Origin of the sequence: Streptomyces sp. NPDC006476, from assembly GCF_040612015.1 — a bacterium.
Classification (GTDB): Bacteria; Actinomycetota; Actinomycetes; order Streptomycetales; family Streptomycetaceae; genus Streptomyces; species Streptomyces griseorubiginosus_B.
In genome coordinates this window covers 145577-164579 of the sequence record NZ_JBEXPK010000003.1, presented here as the reverse complement: position 1 = coordinate 164579, position 19003 = coordinate 145577, and the positions used below count along the sequence as shown (strand labels likewise).

At 70.1% G+C, this 19003-nt stretch carries 6 protein-coding genes and 1 pseudogene; 1 reads left to right on the top strand and 6 read right to left on the bottom strand.

Annotation, left to right across the window (positions count from 1 at the left end; translation table 11 throughout):
• Positions 1-32 precede the first annotated feature (32 nt).
• From ABZZ74_RS04745 to ABZZ74_RS04725, 5 genes and pseudogenes are all read right to left on the bottom strand, one after another.
• Positions 33-6863: a DEAD/DEAH box helicase gene (locus tag ABZZ74_RS04745; RefSeq protein WP_356761884.1), complete on the bottom strand. Its 6831-nt coding sequence runs from the start codon at positions 6861-6863 to the stop codon at positions 33-35.
• On the bottom strand, positions 6860-12394 hold the full coding sequence (locus tag ABZZ74_RS04740; RefSeq protein WP_356761883.1) for a hypothetical protein: 5535 nt from the start codon (positions 12392-12394) through the stop codon (positions 6860-6862). The genes ABZZ74_RS04745 and ABZZ74_RS04740 overlap by 4 nt, the downstream gene beginning before the upstream one ends.
• The gene (locus ABZZ74_RS04735; RefSeq protein WP_356761882.1) at positions 12391-15507 is read right to left on the bottom strand and encodes a DEAD/DEAH box helicase; all 3117 of its coding nucleotides are present in this window, start codon (positions 15505-15507) and stop codon (positions 12391-12393) included. Before ABZZ74_RS04735 ends, ABZZ74_RS04740 begins: the two co-directional genes overlap by 4 nt.
• Positions 15508-15635: 128 nt before the next feature.
• Positions 15636-16841 carry a serine/threonine-protein kinase gene (locus ABZZ74_RS04730; RefSeq protein WP_356761881.1) on the bottom strand — a complete coding sequence of 402 codons (1206 nt, stop codon included), beginning with the start codon at positions 16839-16841 and terminating at the stop codon, positions 15636-15638.
• A 136-nt stretch (positions 16842-16977) separates the two neighbouring features.
• Positions 16978-17192 (bottom strand): annotated as a pseudogene (locus ABZZ74_RS04725) (transposase); the annotation flags it as partial.
• A 429-nt stretch (positions 17193-17621) separates the two neighbouring features.
• Here ABZZ74_RS04725 and ABZZ74_RS04720 point away from each other — a divergent pair.
• Entirely contained in the window at positions 17622-18524 is a 903-nt protein-coding gene (locus tag ABZZ74_RS04720) for a class I SAM-dependent methyltransferase (RefSeq protein ID WP_356761880.1), read from the top strand.
• A gap of 11 nt (positions 18525-18535) precedes the next feature.
• Here ABZZ74_RS04720 and ABZZ74_RS04715 read toward each other — a convergent pair whose 3' ends face one another.
• Positions 18536-18973: a hypothetical protein gene (locus ABZZ74_RS04715; protein WP_356761879.1), complete on the bottom strand. Its 438-nt coding sequence runs from the start codon at positions 18971-18973 to the stop codon at positions 18536-18538.
• Positions 18974-19003: the final 30 nt, after the last annotated feature.

The window sequence follows — 19003 nt, the reverse complement described above, 5'->3', positions numbered from 1 at the left end:
TCACGACCGGGGGAGTCGTTCGTGCCGGGTGCTCACGAGGCATCGGGGAGCCTCTCGGTGAGCGAGTCGAGGTCGTCGAGCCAGTCGGCCGCCGTACGGGCCGTCCACCCCGCGTCGGCGTAGGCCTTGTCTCGGCGGAGGGCCTCCTCGTCGTCCTCGCCGTGCGGTGCGGCGACGACGGCGATATGGACGCCGGAGTCCTGCCAGGCGAAGTCGGCCGGCCAGCCGCGTTCACCGAGCTCGAAGCCGAACACGGGGGCCCGCTTGCCGTGTTCGGCGAGCGCGCGGGCGAGCCGGGTGAGCGTCGAATCCGGCTCGTCCTCCTCGAGGAGGGGGAGGATCTCCTCGTCCCAGGCGGCGTCGCGCAGCAGCCCGGCGACGGCCCGCTCGGCCACCGAGCCACCGGCCTCCGCCTCGGCGACCGCAGCGGCCACGGCAGCACCGGTGCCGGTACCGGCGGGCGGCGCCTCCCGCGCCACCGCCCCCTCCGCCGTCGGCATGTCCCCCGGCCGGCGCACGGCGATGAGCGAGTCGAGTTCGCCGACGCCGCCGGTGACGGCCAGCACGTCGACCGGGAAGGCGGACGCGCGGCTGCCGGCCAGCTGGACACCGTCCCCGCCGGCGAACGCGAGGAACTGCAGCAGGTTCGACCAGTAGAGCCAGGCCCGCCAGCGCAGCTTGTGCGCGTCGGTGCCCAGGGCCTCGTCACGGTCGTCCAGCACGGCGAGCGCGCTCCACCGCACCGCCTCCGGCTCCTCGCCGTCGCTCGCGTCGACGGTGAAGAGGAGCGGGAGCCCGTACGCGTCGCTCGCCTGGAGCACCAGAACGGCCCCGTCGCCGGTGACCGGTTCCGCGGACGACGGCTCTCGGCCCGCGCCGTATGCCTCGAGCGCGGACCTCAGTGCCTGGCGTGCCTGGGTGCGGTCCGCTTGCATGGCCAGGGCGGCGGGCTCGTCCATGAGGCCGGCCACCAGGGCCCTGGCCCGGCGTCCCCACCGCTCCTTTGCCGGGTCGCGCAAGTAGGCGAGGAGCGTCTCGACGGGGTTGGCGAACACGGCCTGTGCGAAGTCGGCGCGCGCGCCGTCCATCTCCTCGTACCAGTCCTTGGCCGCGTCCTGCGCGCTGCGCGGGTACGGCGGCCAGACCGGCTTGGCCTTCGCGGCCGCGCCCTTCTCGAACAGCTCCAGGTCGTCCCAGGTGAGCTGGAAAACGACGTGGTTGTTGTCCCGCAGCCGGTTGCGCTTGTCGCAGTCCGCGGCGATCCGGTTGTGCGCGCGGGTGGCGTGGTAGCGGTGGCCGTCGAGGTAGACGGTGACGTACTCCTTGGGGCCGTCCGTGGACTCGAAGGTGAAGTCGGTCCGGGTGTACTCCATGTCCCGCTGCGCGGTGAGCCGCCAGTTGGTGCCCTGGCCGAAGCGCAGGTAGCCGCTGGCCGTGCTGCTCTCCTCCAGTACGGCGTCCCGCTCCTCGCCGGTCCAGGCGCGCAGGGCGGCCAGGAACCGGGCCTCCAGGTCGGACTCGACCTGCTTGTCCAGGCCGATCAGGTCCGTGCTGGGCAGCTCCGCCACCTGCCAGAGGTCGACGGGCCGCCCGTCCTCGCCGAGCACCGGCTCGCCGTCCTGGTCGACCGGACCCAGCAGGTCGTTGATGATCCCCAAGGCCTCGAGACGCGAGACGGTGTCCTGGTGCCGCTCCTCGGTGTAGCGGTGCAGGCAGCGGTGACAGGCGTGCCGCCCCTCGTCGCGGCACGGGCACGTCAGCAGCGCCCGCCGCGCGTCGGCGAGCGCCGCCCGGAAGTGGGCCGGATCGGTGAGCCGGTGCAGATAGCCGGTGCCGCCCGGCAGGCGGTCGAAGAGCACCAGGAAGTGCCGCGTCTCGCCGGTGCCGTTGTCGGGCATGCGCGCCAGGGTCGCGTCCAGGTGCTGCGGATCACCGCCGAAGTGGTGGTCGACGCCCAGCCGCAACGCGGCCCGGAAGGAGTGGATCTTCTCGTCGACCAGGACGGTGGCGGCCGGCAGCAGCACCCGTAGCGCCTCGGTGCGCAACTGGTGGGCCAGCAGCACCGGTTCCTGCGCCACGTCCTGCGGGTTCTTCCCCCGGCGCAGCGGGCACCACGGCTGGTGGTGCTTCAGCTTGGGGTTGCGCGCCGCCGCCGAGTCGAGGGCGTCGGTGTCGTGGTCGAAGACGGGCCGCCCGTCGGCGGTCGCCGCGCCGCAGCCCGTGCACACGTGGAACGGCGCCATCCGCACGCTGTGCCCGGCGAAGTCGTCCTCCGCCTTCGCGTCGAACCGCATCGGGCCGACGTTCACCCGCCGGATGACCGCCTTGCGGCTGAAGTCGACGCCGAACGTCTGTGTCGCGTGCCGCCAGGACGTCTTCGGCTCGATGTCCTGCGACGCGATGTCGACGGCGTCGATCACCGTGTAGTGGCGCTGCTCCCGGTCGTCCTTGTCGTCGCTGATCCGGGCGTCCTCGCGTTTGTCCCGGGAGGTGACGACGGCGGGCTCGACGACCTTGTGCAGGCAGGAGCCGTCGTCCGCGATCCGGGCGCTGCCGCAGCGCGGGCACGGCGAGCGGTCGCCCTCCGCGTTCTCCGTGCGCACGTACCCGCACTCCTGGCAGAACCGCCACAGCCGCCAGTCGGGATCGGTGGCGGTCCCGATCTCCAGGCCGGTGACCTGGTGCTTGTAGCCGTTGACGTAGAACGTGTTGCCCGGCGCGAACTCGGACAGCGCGTAACGGCGGGGCCGCTCGTAGGCGCGCGGCTTGGACTTGTACGTCTCCCGGCCGGTCTTCTCGTCGACGCCCTCCGGCCAGTACAGCGTGGCGTTCAGCGTGGTCACCGCGTCGATGAGCGCGTAGTTCGGCAGCAGCGCGAGGTCGCACAGGGCCTGCTGGGCCGTGGTGAGCCCCAGCGACAGCAGCCGCTTGCCGACCGACCGGTGCTCGGCGTCCAGCTCGGCCTTCTGGCGCGCCTGTTCGTCGTCGCTGTCGTGCAGTTCGTCACGCGCCTCGCCGATCAGCTTCAGCCGGCGGCGCAGCACCTCCTCGCCGCGCCGCCACTGGCGTTCGGCCTCCTCCGCCGCGCTGCGCAGCCTGTGGGTGGCGTACTCGCGCAGTTCGGCCCGGGCCTGGTCGCTCACCCCGCCGGGGAACAGCTCCAGGAAACCGTCGACCATCTGGTCGCCACGGGCGAGGGCTGCCTCGACCAGGTCGGCGAGGTAGCCGGAGGGGCCGAACAGCTCCGGGGCCCTGGCCGGTATCGCGGCCAGGGGCTTGCCGTCGGGGCGCGGCAGGCGCCCGCGCGCGGCCAGGTCCAGCAGGTGGGCCAGGTACTGGCGGCGCAGGATCTCGATCGCCGACAGGTGGCTGCCCGGCGGCACGATCCGCCCGGCGATCATCTCGCGCGGCTGGTCCAGGAAGTACAGGTCGCGGCGGCTGCGGTCGGGGATCGTGAGTAGGAACGCGTTGCCCGTCCGCCGCCCGGCCCGCCCGACCTGCTGGGCGTAGTTGGCGGGCCGGCGCGGCAGCGCGGCCAGCACGACGGCGGACAGGTCGCCGATGTCGATGCCCATCTCCAGGGTGGGCGTGCACGACAGCACGTTGGGGTCCTTGAACCCGGTGCCGTGCTTGAACGCCGCCTCGACCCGTTCCCGCTCCGGCCGGGTGAGCATGCCGGTGTGCTCGGCGGTGACCACCTGGTAGGTGCCCGCCTTGCGGTACAGCCGCCGGTAGTAGTCGTCCCGGTAGTTGCGGTCCCGGTGGTGCATGCCGAGTTCCTCGGGGCGGTTCCCGGCGACCAGTCGGCCCCGGCGGCAGCGGTATGACGGGCACGGCTGCCCGTGCCATTGGTCCAGCAGCTCCGGGTGGACCGTCTGCTCCCAGAAGCAGACCGGGCAGCGCACGAAGGCCTCGTTGACGACGTCGTCGGCGAGCAGCCGCACGTCGACCGCGCCCGGCTGCAGCCCGTACACGCGCAGGCTGCCGTCGGCCGGGGTGCGCACCGAGAGCAGCCCGGCCGTGACCAGCTCGGGCAGCAGCCGGTTCCAGAAGCCGGCCGTCTGTTCGCGGGGCAGGTCGAGGCAGCGCTGCGCCCACCGCTCGTACCAGGACAGCCGTCCCGTCGCGAAGTCGAACTCGCTGTTGGCCTTGGGCTGATCGAGCAGGAACACCGGGGCCGCGACGCCCCGGGGGAAGGCGCGCATGCCCACCGGCCGCTTGCCCCAGATGAAGTAGCGGCTGGTCCCAGCCTCCCTCAGATAGCCGTCCAGCCACTTGTGGCCGATCGCACCCCTGGTGCGCAGCCGCTCCAGGAGGATCCGCAGGAACGCAAGGTAGCGGGCGTCGTCCTGCTCGACGGGAGGAAGCCCGCCGTGCCGGCCCTCCTCGGCCAGGTGCGCGTCCTTCACGAGCGCGACCGCCGCGGCCACGTCCGCGATACGCACCTGGGCCGCCGCCGTCCGGGTCAGCTCCAGGGTGCGGCCGTTGCGGGAGCGGAACCCGAACTCCATCAGCGCCTCGAACGCGAAGCGCTCACCGATCAGGTTCCACGTCCTGCGGTCACCGCCCCGTCCCTGGCCGGACAGCAGCCGCTGCACACCCCGGATGTCGTGCAGATCGGTCGGTACGACGGCGGCGAGCGTCGTGCGGTCGGTGGTGGCCGCGACGACGTCCGCGATCAGGTCGTTGAGCGCGGTCGGCCGATCCTCCGACAGATGCTTCTTGAACAGGGCGCGCAGGGAGAAGGTGTACGAGCGGGAGGCGACGAAACCGGCCCGGTGCGCGGCGTCCTGCACCGAGTCGTTGAACATCAGCGTCTTGTCCTCGCCCTGCTCCTCGTCCAGCTCACCCCCCGTGAACAGCTGGGTCACCGAGGCCGCGGCGAGCGCCGCCGCACCCGTGCCGAGGAAGCGGATCGCGTTGCGCGACCCGCACGCCGGACACCAGTCCTCCTCGGCCGCCGTGTTCGCCGTCTCGCCCAGGTTCACCAGCACGAAGGCCGAGTCACCGGTGGCCGGACGCGGGTCCCCGGTCGAGGGCTCGTAGTCCCTGACGGGATCGGGCAGCCGCAGCGTCCGATTCGGCCCGTCCAGCACGCGCAGCTGCCCGCCCCGGCCGGCGGACAGCGCGGAGACGGCCCGCCCGCCGTCCGCCCCGCGGCCGGCCGACGCCATCGGCGCGGCACCGGATCCCTCGCGCGCCTCGGCGTGGGTCGCCGCGATCAGGTTGCGCACCCGCATCTTGTCCTGGCTGACCGAGGCCCGCCGGATCTTGTGCGAGTCGACCTGCACGTCGGTGTCGTCCGTCTCCGGCGAGAACACCGCCCAGCCCGAACGCCCGCAGTCACGGCAGTAGACGGCGGGCAGGAACAGGTTCGCGGCCTGACCCGCCGTCGCCGTGGTGACCGGCGCCGTCCGGGCGTGCCGGTCGCTCTGCCGGTCCGCCGCACCGGCCGCGTCCCACTGGAACTCCGCCTTCGGCCACGGCAGCACCCCGCGGACCAGGCGGGAGACCGAGCGGGCCCACTGGTGCACCTCGATCTGCACCAGGGGCCGCGGCCGCTCCGGCGTGGACCCCGGATCGCGGGCGACGGCCAGCAGCGCCACGAACCGGGCGAGGGCCGAGGCGGCGACCTCCGGCCGCTCGGTGATCGTCTTGCCCCACGACCGCGCACCCCTGCGCCACATCAGGTCCAGCACCTCACCGGTGGTGCGGACCTCGCCGTCCAGCGCCTGCATGACGGCCGAGGTCAGCGTCTGCCGCTTCAGGTTCCGGCCCAGCAGGAACGGGTCCGGATCGCGCGTCCCCGTCACCGTCTCGACGAGATCGGCGAACTCCGCCTTACCGAGGGACGGATCGGGCAGCAGCGCCAGCTCGTCGGGGGAGGGATCCGGCAGCGCCGGGTCGAAGTCGTCCGGCGGGATGAACTCGTCGACGCTCTGCCGGTCCTCACCGATGATCGCGTCCTCGGTGAACTGCGTTCCGAAGACCTGGGTCGCGACGTCCAGCAGTTGACGCACCCCGTCCCCGTCCGTACCGGACGCGAGCGTCGCGGACGTGGCGACCGGACAGATCCGCCCCAGCGGCCTCCCCGGCTCCGGCGCCCCGACGGCGGCCGCCAGCCGCCGCAGCAGCATCGCCACGTCGGTGCCCTGGGCGCCGTCGTAGGTGTGGAACTCGTCCACGACGACGTACCGGATGTCCGCGCCGTTCCACAGCGCCGCGTCCTGGGACCGCTGGAGCAGCAGATCCAGCATCTTGTAGTTCGTGATCAGGACGTCCGGCGGCGACACCCACATGTCGGAACGGCGGGTGTACACCCGGTCGTATGTCGTCTCCGCCCGGTCGCCGATGTACAGGCCGGCGCGGAGTTTGCCGAGGTCCGCGTCATGCTCGCACAGCAGGTCGTTGATGCGCTGCGCCTGGTCGGTGGCGAGCGCGTTCATCGGGTACAGGAACACGGCCTTGACGCAGTTGTGGCCGGCGTCGCGCTCGCGGGCGCAGTGGTCCAGGACCGGGTAGAGGAACGACTCCGTCTTGCCGGAACCGGTACCAGTGGTGACGAGCGTCGGCCGAGGGGTCCGGCCGCCGGCCGACGACAGCCGCGCGAACGCCCTGGCCTGGTGGGCGTACGGGGTCCAGTCGTCCGTACGCCGCCAGTCCAGCAGCTCCTTCCAGGAGTCACCGGCCCGCGTGAACGGCGTCCGGATCCGCAGGAACGGCCCCCGGAACATCCCGGACGTCTCGTCCCCCAGGAACCGGTGCAGTGACTCCCGGGCGCCCTCGTCGGTCAGCGCGTACGTCGTCGACAGGTACTGCAGCAGGCTCTCCTTGAGCCCCTGCGCCTCGAGCGTCGGCCTCACGGCGCGGGCACCTCCTGCTTCACCGGGTCCCACTCACCACGGGCCACGGCCTCGTCCAGCCGCTTCTGGAAGTAGGCGTGCGCCTCGCGCATCTCCTTCTCCCGGTCGGCCTTGTAGAAGGGGGCGGTGTAGCCGTCGGGGACGGGGGCGTTGTCGGGGTCGGCGAGGTAGGCCTGGAACTGGGGCCAGGTCTCCTTGGTCTGCCGCTGCCCGATCGTGCGGGCGTTACCGGCGAGCTTCCATCCCTCGGCGTCGAACCAGGTCACCGCCTCGTACTTCTGCAGCACGGGGAACCGGCCCCGGTAGGCGGCGATGAGCGCGTCGGCGTCCATGCCGAGCCAGACGGCCACGAGGGCGTCGATCTCGACGAGGGCAGAGCGGCGGGCGCGTTCCGTACGGAGTGGGGTGTTTCGCTGCCAGGTGGGGGTGACGTGATCCAGATGCTCGAGGCCAGACCATGGGATGGCCCACGGCTCGTTGCCGCACCAGGACGGAGCGTAGAGCTCGGACCAAAGGTCGGCGTAGGCGTTAGTCAGGCAGTTGAGGCGGAGGATGCGGAGGAGAAGTGGGCTTGCCAACGGGTGGTTTGTAGTGGGGACAGGCATGGCTCGTACCACATGCGCATGTAGATCGCTGCAGCCTGTGGCGCGGACGAAGTAGTCAACTGGCAGGGATGCAAAGAATCCGGCAGTCAGCGATGTCAGCCGTGCCGTGCTCATGGCCAGGCTATTGATGCCGCTAACGTGGGCCGTGCCTCGCGGCAGCAGAGCTGCGTAGAGCGCACGCTCCGTGTTAGGGGCCACTTGACGTCGGTAAGCCAGACGGGGGTACGTCACATACCGTCGACGCGCCCATTGGGCCAGCACTTCATCCATCTGCTCTTGTTGCACGGCCTCTTCGGGTACCTTTTCCCGTTGCGCCACCACGCCTCTCGCCCGCACGAGTGCGGACTCCGACGCACGCAGGCGCGTAAGCCCCTCCTGACTGAGCCACCGGGCTTGGTCCGCGAGGTATTCCTGTGTCCGCCCTGGAACCCGTATGTACAGCGTGTCCGGAACGAAGTTGTCAGGGAGAGACACCAAGTCAGTGCCGTATGGATCGTTACTGTTTGCATCATGACGTTTGAATACTGGTGTAGCTACGCTGATCTGCGTGCCTTTGATGATGGTGTGGCGCCATCGGACAGGCTGGAATTCTTGGCCAGTGGCAGGAGCGGGTCGGTTGTAGTCGATTAGGTTGGCTTTCTTGGCTGCGCTCTCGTCATAGCCACGTGAGATCTGCGGGCCGACCATGCCGAGTCGCAGCGGGTACATGGCCAGAGCCTCGATCGCCGCAGCTTCCGCCGTGCTTACCGGAAAGAGGAGTCGGGCCTGGGTAGCAGGCGCATCGGTATCGGACATCATGCGCTGCCACTGGTGCAAGAGTGCAGAGGTTACGCGGACAACGCGCGACTTATGTGCCCGAATATCCCAGGCGTTATCGCGTTTCACGCCGGGCGGAGCACCTGATCCATCATGACGGAGGGAATCACGCAACGTGTCGACCGATACAAGCCACGACAAGTGGACGAAATCAACACTGGCTCGCCGACCGTAGATGTGAACACCGAAGTGAGTATTCTCATCTACCGGTTTGGGGAAGAACCGGTGACCGGGGTTTACGAAGTCCGCGTGAATTCGCAACCGTTGATACGCTGCCTCCCGAATTATCCCTTCCTTGTCCCCGGTGAAGTGTGAGTCTGGGTGTACCATCCCGGACGTACCGTCTGCCGAGGTATGCGCCCACACTTGAGACATAAATGCCCGATAGAGGTCCGGGCGTGTCCCTTGGAGTAGGGGGTACATCTGAGACGAGCCGTACACCGCGGCCTGTCCGCTGGTGTGCGTCGCCTCGGCTAGGACGTACGCCAGGGCCTGCGGGGACCGTAGCACTTCCGCACGATGGTGGGCTTTCTCCTCTATTGAGGGCTTTTCCGCCAGTTCGAACCATGGCTCCTGCTCCGCGTAGACGGCTGCTGCGTCCCAATCGGGCCGTACCCACGGTGGGTTCCCCACTTGCAGGTCAAATCCGCCTCGCTTTGCGAAGATCAAAGCAAAGTCCAACTCCCAGTGCAGGAAGCCTTGTTCCTCCGCGATGTTGGTGACTGTGTGCATCCAGGGGAAGCGGGTCTCCGGGTCCGCGAGGTCCATCCCCATCAGGTGAGGAAGGTTCTTCTCGAAGTCCTTGAGCGCGTCCAGGTTGTCGAACTCGGTGACCAGGTTCTGCTCGTCGGGGTCGACGGTGCCCAGGAGGGACTCGAGGAAGTCCAGCCAGTCGTCCAGCTCGACCAGCGGGATGGTGTTCCGCCACGTCCGCCGCTTGGACTGCCTCGGCGCACCGCGCCTGGACTGACCGGGCACCTCCACCGTCTGGAGGTCGATCAGCGGCTCATCATCCGCCAGTGCGGACGTCAGGGTGTCCTGCGTCGGTCCCGACGCGAACAGCACGGTCTGCTCGGTGAAGCGCGGACCCGGGATCGCCGCCCGCGCGCCCTCGCCGCTCTCTCCGCCCCCGTCCGGGGAGATCGCCGCCGCATCCCCGCCGACTAGCGGCACGCCCAGCAGGTCGCCGAGCGCGTCGGCGGAGGCCACTGCTGGCACCGTGTCGTCGTACATCCCGTCCGTGCCGTCCAGCAGGGACGCCTTGTCCGCCGGCCAGAACCACAGGGCACACCACGCGTCCATGACCTTCTTCAGACGCCAGTACGGCGTCTCGGTGGCCTCGAACAGGTCGGCCATGACCTGCTCCTTCGGCGTCGCGCCCGCCGCCGTGCGCAGGAAGTCGTACTCGGGGTCGTCCGGCTGGGCGCCCCACACGTCGATCTTCCGCGCGATCGCGGCCTCGGACAGCTGCATGCGCTTGATGACGAGCGACCACAGGAACTCTGCCCGCTTGGCCGCGTCCCGCAGCCGGGTGAACTGGGAGGCGGCCTCACGCTTCGGCCTGCCCGCCTTGTCGAGTTTGGGCGTGCCATCTTTGTTCAGGTGCGCGGTGCTGCGCTTGGGCCGCTGGAGGACGCCCTTCTTCCAGGCAGCCAACTGCGCAACCTCGGCCTTGGCGAGTTCCTTGGCCTCCTTGGAACCGGTCACTGCCGCCCACCCGGGGCTCGGCAGCAGGAACTGATGGACCGCGTCGGCAGGCAGCGGCTGCGGCTCGCCGTCTTTCAAGAACGGCAGCGGCGTCGGCGCGAGCGTGTTCTTCGCGGCGAGCCAGGCCTTCGCCGGGGAGGCGACGTCTTCGCCCGCGTACACCGCCCGCCGTCCGCCGATCAGCGAGTTGCCCCGCCGCAGGTGCAGCCCGAACCACGGTGCCCGCATCCCCGGGTGCATGGTGTTGAGCCACAGGGAGACTTCGGCCAGCTCCACGCCCGTGGCGTTGAGGTCGACCCCGTACGCGTTGTGCAGGGCGACGTACGCCTTGACCTTCTGCTTCTCCGTCAGCGCGGCCGAAGCCGGGAGGGAGACGCCCAGCTCGTCCTGCCGACGGCGCAGGTATTCCTCGGCGACCTGGTTGATCGCCTCGTTGAGGAAGGCGCCGGAGCCCAGCGCGGGCTCGCAGATCTTGTACTTCAGCAGTTCCGAGGCCCGCGTCCGGACGACCTCGCCGTTCTCGTCGCGCTCCTGGTCGAGGAGGTGCTTGAGCGCCAGCTCGACGGTGACCTTGGTCAGGGACTCGGGGGTGTAGTACGAGGCGGATGTCTCGCGGTCGCGGCCGGCCAGCCGGTAGACGAACTCGCCCACCTTGTACTTCTTCGGTCCGCGTCGGCCCTTGACCGCGTCGTGCTCGTCGTACTCGACCCAGGTCTTCTCCGGGTACTCCTTCAGGCGGTGCGCGGGCACCAGCCAGGAGCCCTTCTCCGGGTCACCGCCCTTGGCGACCTCACACAGTTCCTCCTCGGCGATGATGCCGGTGTACGACATCAGGCCCTCGTACACGGCGCCGAGCTGGTTGATGCCGAGGTTGCGATAGGAAATGAAGCCGCCGCGCTCCCCGCGCCGCCTGGCCTTCTTCATGGTCAGCAGCCGCAGCACCTCGTGCAGGGCGTGGTTGCGCAGCCGCAGGTCCAGCCACTTCGGCTCGGTGTCCTCGTCGCTGCGGGGGTCGAGGACACCCCGGCCGATCAGCCGGATGGACTTCGGCTCGAAGAGTTCGCTGCGCAGCGGCTCGAAACGCAGGCCGCGGTCCTCGCTGCGCCGCTTCGCCTTGAGCTTGCGGGTCTCCTCGTCGTCGTCCGGCAGGTCGTCGTCGGGCTCGGTGCCGTACAGGCGGTGGCCGCGGTTGACCTTGTTGAACAGGACGTCAAGAGAGGCGAAGAGGTGGTGGCCGTTCTTCGCCTCCTCCTCGACGAGCTGCTCGTCGCGCTCGACGAGCTCCCGCAGTCGCGCCACCGAGTAGCCGGCCTCGTAGGTGCCGTCGTCGGCGGGCAGGATGCCCAGCTCCGGGCGGGCCTCGGCATACAGCAGGAAGAGGATGCGGTAGAGGTAGCGCAGCGACTCGCGGGTGAGTTCCTTGGCGAACGGCAGCTTCGGGTCCTCGATCTGCCGGGGCTCGATGCCGGCCTGCTTCAGCCGGGCCAGGACCTCGTTGGCGATGATCTCGACCGAGCGCTGCAGTCCCTCACGCAGTTCCCCGGAGACACCGACCGCGTTGTCGCGGGAGGCCTTGACCAGGGCGTCGATGCCCGGCCCCTTGCCGTCCTCGGCGGGGGCGAGCAGTTCGTGGCTGAACAGGGCGGCGATGGTGGCCAGCTCCCCGCCTTGCTTGCGGTCGTTGCGTTCCAGCGCGGCGTCGAGGTTGGCGGCGAGGAAGCGGCCCTCGCCCCACACCTGGCGGTCGGCCAGGACGATCACGCCGCCGCACAGCAGCAGCACGAAGCGGGGTGGTTCCCCGCCCGGCTCGCCCAGTTCGCTCTGGAAGAGCCAGGTGGCGAGGGACTGGCCGCTCTCGTAGACCTCGCTGCCGCTCACCCGCAGCGGGTGCGGCAGGCGGCCGGGGCCGTCCGCGTCCAGGGCCGTGTCGTTGCCGGCGGCCCAGCCGCACTCGAGGGCCACGATGCCGTCGCCGTGCCAGGCCGTGGTCACGGTGTGCTCACGGCCGGCGCGGTGGACGGTCAGCTGCCGCCGCTCGGAGGCGCCGGCGAAACCGAGAGCCGCCAGCACCTTTCCATGCCAGGCGCTGAGTCGCTCGCGCCAGTCGCCGTCGTTGTAGGTGTTCAGGCGCGCTCCGGCAGCGGCGCTGTTCTCGTCGGCGTCGTCCTCGGCGTCCAGCTTGGCGCGTTCGGCGAAGAAGTTGCGGTACTCCTCCGAGAGGTACGTGCCGCGCAGGGCGCGCAGCATCTCCCTCGGTGTGGGACGCGGGTCCTTCTCGTCGGTCTCCCGGACGGTCCAGGTGGCGAGCAGGCCCTTCTTGAGGTCCTGGCCCAGCTGCTCGGCGAAGTAGTGCGCCGACAGGTACTCGCCGCGGTTGGAGAAGGAGTCGAAGTCGGTGCTCATCGGGTGGTCTCCCCAGCGGCGGCGGTGGACAGGGGCTGCAGGACGCAGAGCAGGCGCAGCATGGGCGCTCCCGAGGTCTTCAGCGACTTGATGAGGGTCTTACGGCGGCTGGCCGTGAGGTTCACGTCGTTGCGGTCCTTCGCCGAGCGGGCCGAGGCGAACAGCGCGTCCTGCTGCCACCGCGTCACCCGCTTCTCGTACGGGGCGAGCATGTCGTCGATGCGCCGCGCGTACTCGGCCTCCTGCTCGCGCAGGTACCGCGCAGCCTCGTCGACCGCCTGGGGGACGAGCCGCTGCAGTGCCTCGCGCTCCTCCTCGGACACGGCGCGGCCGGGCATCTTCGGTCCGACGCCGCACGCGGCGAGGAAGGCGGCGTTCATGCGTACGACCCGGGGCGCGTCGGGCAGTCCGACGACGGCCATCCACTCCACCACGGTGGGGCGGCCCACGGCGTTGGAGTGGATGCCCTGCACCAGACAGACCGGCCCGGACAGTTCCGCTGGCAGGCGGGGATCCAGCTTGGCCGCCGCGGCGATGTCGGGACGGTAGGCGAGGACGAACGCCTCGTCGTGCCGCAGGGACGCGAGCGCCTTGTCGGTCACCCAGTCCAGGACGGGATGCACGTCCGAGACGTAACTGACGTTGGGCCATTGGGTCTTGGACGACTCGCGGGCCGCCTTCAGCCGCTTCTCCCCGAGCCCCTTGTCGAAGGTGATGCGCAGCCGGCCGGGGGCCTTGCTGGTGGGAAGGATGTGCTGCTCGGTCAGGTACGACTTGGGCAGTGCCTTGAAGCGGTACTGGAGGTCGGCCGGCGGCTCGAACGCGATCGTTCCGTCGTCCTCGTGGCGCAGCTTCAGCTCGTTGTCCGCGCCGGTCGGGCAGATCTGGCGCAGGGCCTCCTCGAAGTAGGCGGAGGTCGAGCGGAAAACGCTCGGGACGGTCGCGGACGCCACGTCGTCCTGGGCCGACTTGGACCCGATGTTGCCCATCATCTTCCTGAGCAGCGACGAGGAGCCGCCGCTGGACTGCTTGATGGACTCTTCCACGGTGCGGCCGGCGAGCAGGTCCCGCGTGAGGCGGTTCTCCTCCTCCTGCGCCCGGTACAGGCCGGTGACCGTCTCGGCCGAGCCGTCGATCCGGTGCGCCTCCTCCTCGCGCTTGAGGAGCTTGGCGCCGACAAGCCGGTCGTCGAGCGGCAGGGCCTCCCCGGTCTCCGGAACACGCCGCCACTCCACGTCGCTGGTGAGCACCAGGGCGCGGAACTGCGGTTTCTCCTTCTGTCCGTAGCGGTCGATGCGGCCGTTGCGCTGCTCGATACGGATCAGCGACCAGGGCAGGTCGTAGTGGATGAGCTGGTGGCACTCCTGATGGAGGTTGACGCCCTCGGAGGCGACATCGCCCGTGAACAGGATGCGCACCGGGTCGTCGCGCAGCCCGAACTTCTCGACGATCCGCTTCTGCTCGTCCTCGTTGGTGGCCTCGCCGTGCATCACCTGCACCGCTCCGCCGTACGCCAGCCAGGGCCGGTTCTTCTTCTCACCCGCCTCGACGGCACCGGTCTTCTGAAACCCGAGTCGGGCGGGGACGGCCTCGGCCAGCCAGGTCAGCGTGGGGATGCGCTCGGAGAATACGACGACGCGGGTGTCCGACCCCGGGCCGACACCGATCTTCTCGAGCTGCTCGACCAGCGCGTCCAGCTTCGCGGAGTCGTCGTCACCGAGCTCGCCGGCCAGCCGCTCCAATTCCACGATCGCCTCGCGCTCGATCTTGAGCGCGGCCTCGCGTGCGGCCGGGTCTTCGCCTTTCTTCCCCTTCGCGGGCCCGGCCAGGTAGCGGCGCCGTGCCTCCAGCGACTTCTGGAGCGCCTTGTGGGAGGAGAGGAAGGCCTTGAAGAAGTTGTAGGCGGCGAGCGGGTCGGCGCAGACCGAGGAAGCGGCGGGATCACGCGGGATCCAGCGGGCGGCCAGTTCCTCGAAGACCGCGCGCTCCTTCCTGGTGGCCCGCGCGGGGACCGGCTCGGACGGGCCTCGGTCGGCCCACACCCCCTTGAGGGAGTCCCGCACCTCCTTGTCCGTCTTGGTCCGCCGGATGTAGAGGTGGTCGAGATCCTTCACGTCGTAGTCCGAGGTGTTCGCGATCGCGGCCTCGTCCAGCATCTTGATCAACTCGGCGAACGACCCGGCGTCACCGTTGTGCGGAGTCGCCGAGGCGAGGATCAGCGCGTCGGTCCGGCGGGCCAGCAGGCGCGCGAGGTCGTTGTTCTTCGTGCCGCGGTTGACCAGGTTGTGGGACTCGTCGATCACGACGGCGTCCCACTCGGTGGAGTCCAGGTGGTGGGCGTACACGTCGCTCTTGAGCGTGTCCACGGAGATGATCGCCCGCTTGAAGTAGGCGAACGGGTTCCGCCCCGCGGGGATGTCCTGCTGGATGCGCTGGATGCCCGTGGAGTCGAGCCTGACGAGCGGGATCGAGAACCGGGTCCACAGTTCGCGCTGGAACTGCTCCAGGACATGCGCCGGCGTGACCACGAGGATCCGCTCGCCCCGCCCGCGGCGGATCAGCTCGGCCAGCAGGATGCCGATCTCCAGGGTCTTGCCGAGCCCCACCACGTCGGCGATGAGCAGCCGCGGCTGCGGGTTCTTCATGGAGAGGGCGAGCTCGGCCGGCCGCAGCTGGTGGGTCTGCTTGTCCATGAGGAACCCGTCGGCCAGCGCGAGCCCGTGCTCGGTCTGGGGCAGCGCCGTCTTGCGGATCACCGCCTCCAGGTAGAGGCGGGCCTTGCGGTGGTTGGGAGAGCCGTCGGGAACCAGTTCTGTCTTGCGCGGGTCGAGCACCTGGATGTCGTCGAGCAGACTGTAGAAGACGGCGTCGGTGCCCCGCACGAACGAGGAGACACCGGTGACCTCCACCATCCAGCCGTCCCGCGCCGTGGGCGCGACCTTGCGGACGAGCCACTGCTCGTCACGGATCCGCACCTGGGCCCCCGGCGCGTAGGAGACCGCCCCGCCGTCCGGCAGCGCCACGTCACCCGACGCGTCGAGAACGATCCCGTCCTCGCTCACCGCGTCGTCGAGCACACCCTGGCCGTCACCGGCCCCCGCAACGGTGGTCACGTCCTGCTCCACTTCCCGCCCCGATCTTCCTGGACCACCGCCGTCGTACACGGTCCGTCCGTATCAATGCTGCCTACATGTACCACCCGCCTTCGACACCGCCCCCACGGTGTCACCGGAAGCCGGGCTCAGAGGCCGGGCTGTGCGGCGTACCGGCTCCGCAGCTCCTCGGCCACGCGCAGCGACGCGGGCGGTCGTCCCGGCTTCCGGGGCACGGGTACGGGCGCACCGGCCACTGGGGCGGGGGGCGCCGGGCTGCCCGCCGGCGAGCCGGGCGACTGCTCGGCCCCGGCGGCGTTCTCCGCCTCCTCCGCGTCTTTCGCGTCCGCCGTGACCGGCTTCGGTGCGCCTGGTGAGGGACCGTCCAGCGGACTGTCCGGCTCGTCCTCGCCGAGCTCGACCGCCTGCTCGGCTATTCGCCTCCACACCGTCGAGGGCGACTCGTTCCCGGCAGCCGGCTCCTCCACGTCCTTCGCGGTGGCGTCGATCAGGGCGTGCCGTGCCGCCATGGGAGACAGCCCCGCCTCGGACAGCACGCTCGTGCATCCGGCCATCACCGCATCGAGGGAAGGCCGGTCGGCCGGATCGTGGGCCAGCATGGAGCCGATCAGCGGCTCCAGGATCTGGGGGAGGCCGCTCAGGTCCGGGGCCTGGTCGGCGTTGGCGACCTGCCCGACGATCGCCTCCCAGCGCGCCCCGTCATAGGGGTAGTGCCCCGTGGCCGCGTACAGCAGCACCGTGCCGAGGCCGTACACATCGGCGGACTCCTTGACCTTTGTCCGCCCCTGAGCCTGCTCGGGCGGCATGCAGCGCACGGTGCCGATGATCATTCCGCTGTGGGACAGCGTGTCCTTGGCGGTATCGAGGAACGCACCGAGGCCGAAGTCGATCAGGATCGGGCCGTAGGTCCCGAGCATGACGTTCTGCGGCTTCAGGTCCCGGTGGAGCAGCCCTACCGCGTGCACGGCCTGGAGCCCCTCCGCCAGCAGGGCGCCGAGGCTGGCCGCCAGGGGAGCGGACAACGGGCCGTTCCCGTCCACGTACGACAGCAGCGTCTGGCCGGGCACGTACTCCATGGCCAGCCACGGCCGTTCCGCGTAGGGGTCGGCGTCCAGGAAACGGGCGACCCGGTTCGTCCCCACGACCGTCCTGGCGATGAGCGCTTCCTTCTCGAAGCGTGCGCGCGCGACCGGGTCCAGCCGGTCCGAGCGGATCAGCTTCACCGCGACCGGATCGCCTGCGGGTGAGAAGGCCAGATAGACCTCCCCCATTCCCCCCGAGCCCAGCTCCCGCTCGACCGCGTACCGGCCGATCTGTCCGGGCACCCCGTTCATGAACCGTGCACATCCTCTCGTGTGCTGCATGTCCCCCAAGCAGCCTTCACTGAGCCCAACAGCCTAATCCCAGAATGAAGCGGAGTAACCCCATCTCGCCGTAGCCTCGATCTCCTCCTCGCAACTTCTGTCGCCATGGCAGGGCGCCGACGGGGGCAGGCTGGTCCACGACCACCAGGACGGTGCCGAACTTAGCCTTGAGCTTGTCGAAGACGGCCCGCAGTTGGGACTCGCCGTTGGGCAGGGCCTTGTCGAAAACGTTCTTCCCGGCCAGGGTGAGTCCGTGGCCGTGGAGGTTGCTTTGCCGACGTCCAGGCCGAGGAAGACGCCCGCCTCGTCGATGCCGATCACCGTGCCTCCCACATGCGTCGGTGCTGTGCCGACCTCGGCGGCGGGACCGTTCGCGCGCATCCACGTTATGCAGACCTGCCGCCCGCGAGTGGCATTGCGCCCGGGCCGGGCGGTGGCCGGACCTCTGATCAGCGTCTCCGACGGCACCCCTCGGACCCGGTGACACCCCCAGGTCATCCGTTCGACAGGGGGCAACAGTCATGCCGGGCCCAGAGGCCAGCGGCCCTCTTGCAGGACCGCGAAGAAGATAACGGGGTGGCCAGAGGTCGCACAGTGCGAAGCGTCTCCGGGCTGCTCTGAGCACAAAATTCCCTGCGCCATGAGACTCCAACGCCAGCAATGATCTTCAATATCCTCCCTCACTCAAACTTCAGTGAGAATGCTCAACAATCGCTGCGACAGGTCACCTCGCGCCGGTAGCGTCGCCGGGTGACCTATCTCAGTCCGCTCGGCTATCTCCTGGGGGTGGAAGGGGCCGCCTTGCTGCGCGGTTTCCGGGAGGGAAGCGCCGACCGCGCCTTCGTCGAGGCCCGGCTCACCGAGATACGACGGCTGCTGGCGACCCCCTCGCTCGCCCGGGCCGAGGCCGTCACGGCGGCTTGCGGCACGATCGGCACGGCCGAGGTGTACCGGTCCTGGGCACCGCACTACGACGCGCCCGGCAACCAGATGATCGACGTCGAGCAGCCGGTCGTACGGCGCCTGCTGGACGGCCTGCCCGTCGGTACAGCGCTCGATGCGGCCTGCGGGACCGGTCGGCACACCGCTCATCTGCACGGGCTCGGCCACCGGGTGATCGGCGTGGACGCCTCACCGCAGATGCTCGCGCGGGCCCGCGAGCGACTGCCGGACGTCGGGTTCCTCCAAGCCGATCTGCACCGGCTTCCGCTGCCCGACGACGCGGTCGACACGGTCGTCTGCACGCTCGCGCTCACCCACGTCCCCGAACTGGCGCCCGTGCTGGCCGAGTTCGCCCGGGTGCTGCGTCCCGGCGGACATCTGGTGATCTCGGACGCGCACCTGACGGGGTCCTACCTCTGGCCCACGCTTCCCCGCCGCCCCGGCCCCGACGGCCGCCCCTCATTGCTGACGGAGCACCACCGCCCGCTCAGCGCCTACCTCGCGGCGGCCCTCCCCCTCGGCTTCCGGGTCCGCCACTGCGAGGAACCCCACCGTCCGCGCACTCCTCTCCCGCCACCGCCCGACCCCCTCCCCACCGACATGTCCTGGGACCTCCTCCACTGGATCCCGGAGGCCTCCGCCACCGCACTGGGCGACTCCCCACTGGTGGTCGTGTGGCACTTCGAGCTGGAAGACCGCGGGGAGAAGTGACGGCCGCCGCCTCACCCGAGCCGAATCCCGTACTCGCCGAGCCATCCCGCCAGCGTCTGACGGGAGGTCGTGACCAGACTCCCGCCGGTGAACCGGACGTCCTCGGTGACCTCAGCCGCACACCCGACCGGCGGCACGAATGCCAAGGCCGCCTCGTCGCTGTCGAATTCGGCCTCCGCCAGAACCAGGCCCGCGAGCGGCCCGCCGAAGACGTCGACTCCCAACGGGGGCACGCTCAGCCGCGTCTTGGTGAGTACCGCGGCCGGCAGCGAGGCGAGCAGGTCGTACTCGGCCGGGGACAGGTACGTGTTGGTGATGAACCCCTGCACGGCGCCGGGCCGCTCGGCGGGGATCTTCTGGGTGAGTTTGAGCTCCGGTCCCCCGCCGTCCCGGCGCTCGGACCGCCGTAGCCGCAGCCGGGTCCCCGGCAGATAGCGGTCGGTGATCACGCGGGTGGCGGTGACCGACGCGGGAGCGGG

Excerpts from the sequence above, each read along its gene's own strand:
- ABZZ74_RS04740 (WP_356761883.1), bottom strand. The coding sequence starts at position 12,394 with ATGAGCACCGACTTCGACTCCTTCTCCAACCGCGGCGAGTACCTGTCG.
- ABZZ74_RS04730 (WP_356761881.1), bottom strand. The coding sequence starts at position 16,841 with ATGAACGGGGTGCCCGGACAGATCGGCCGGTACGCGGTCGAGCGGGAG.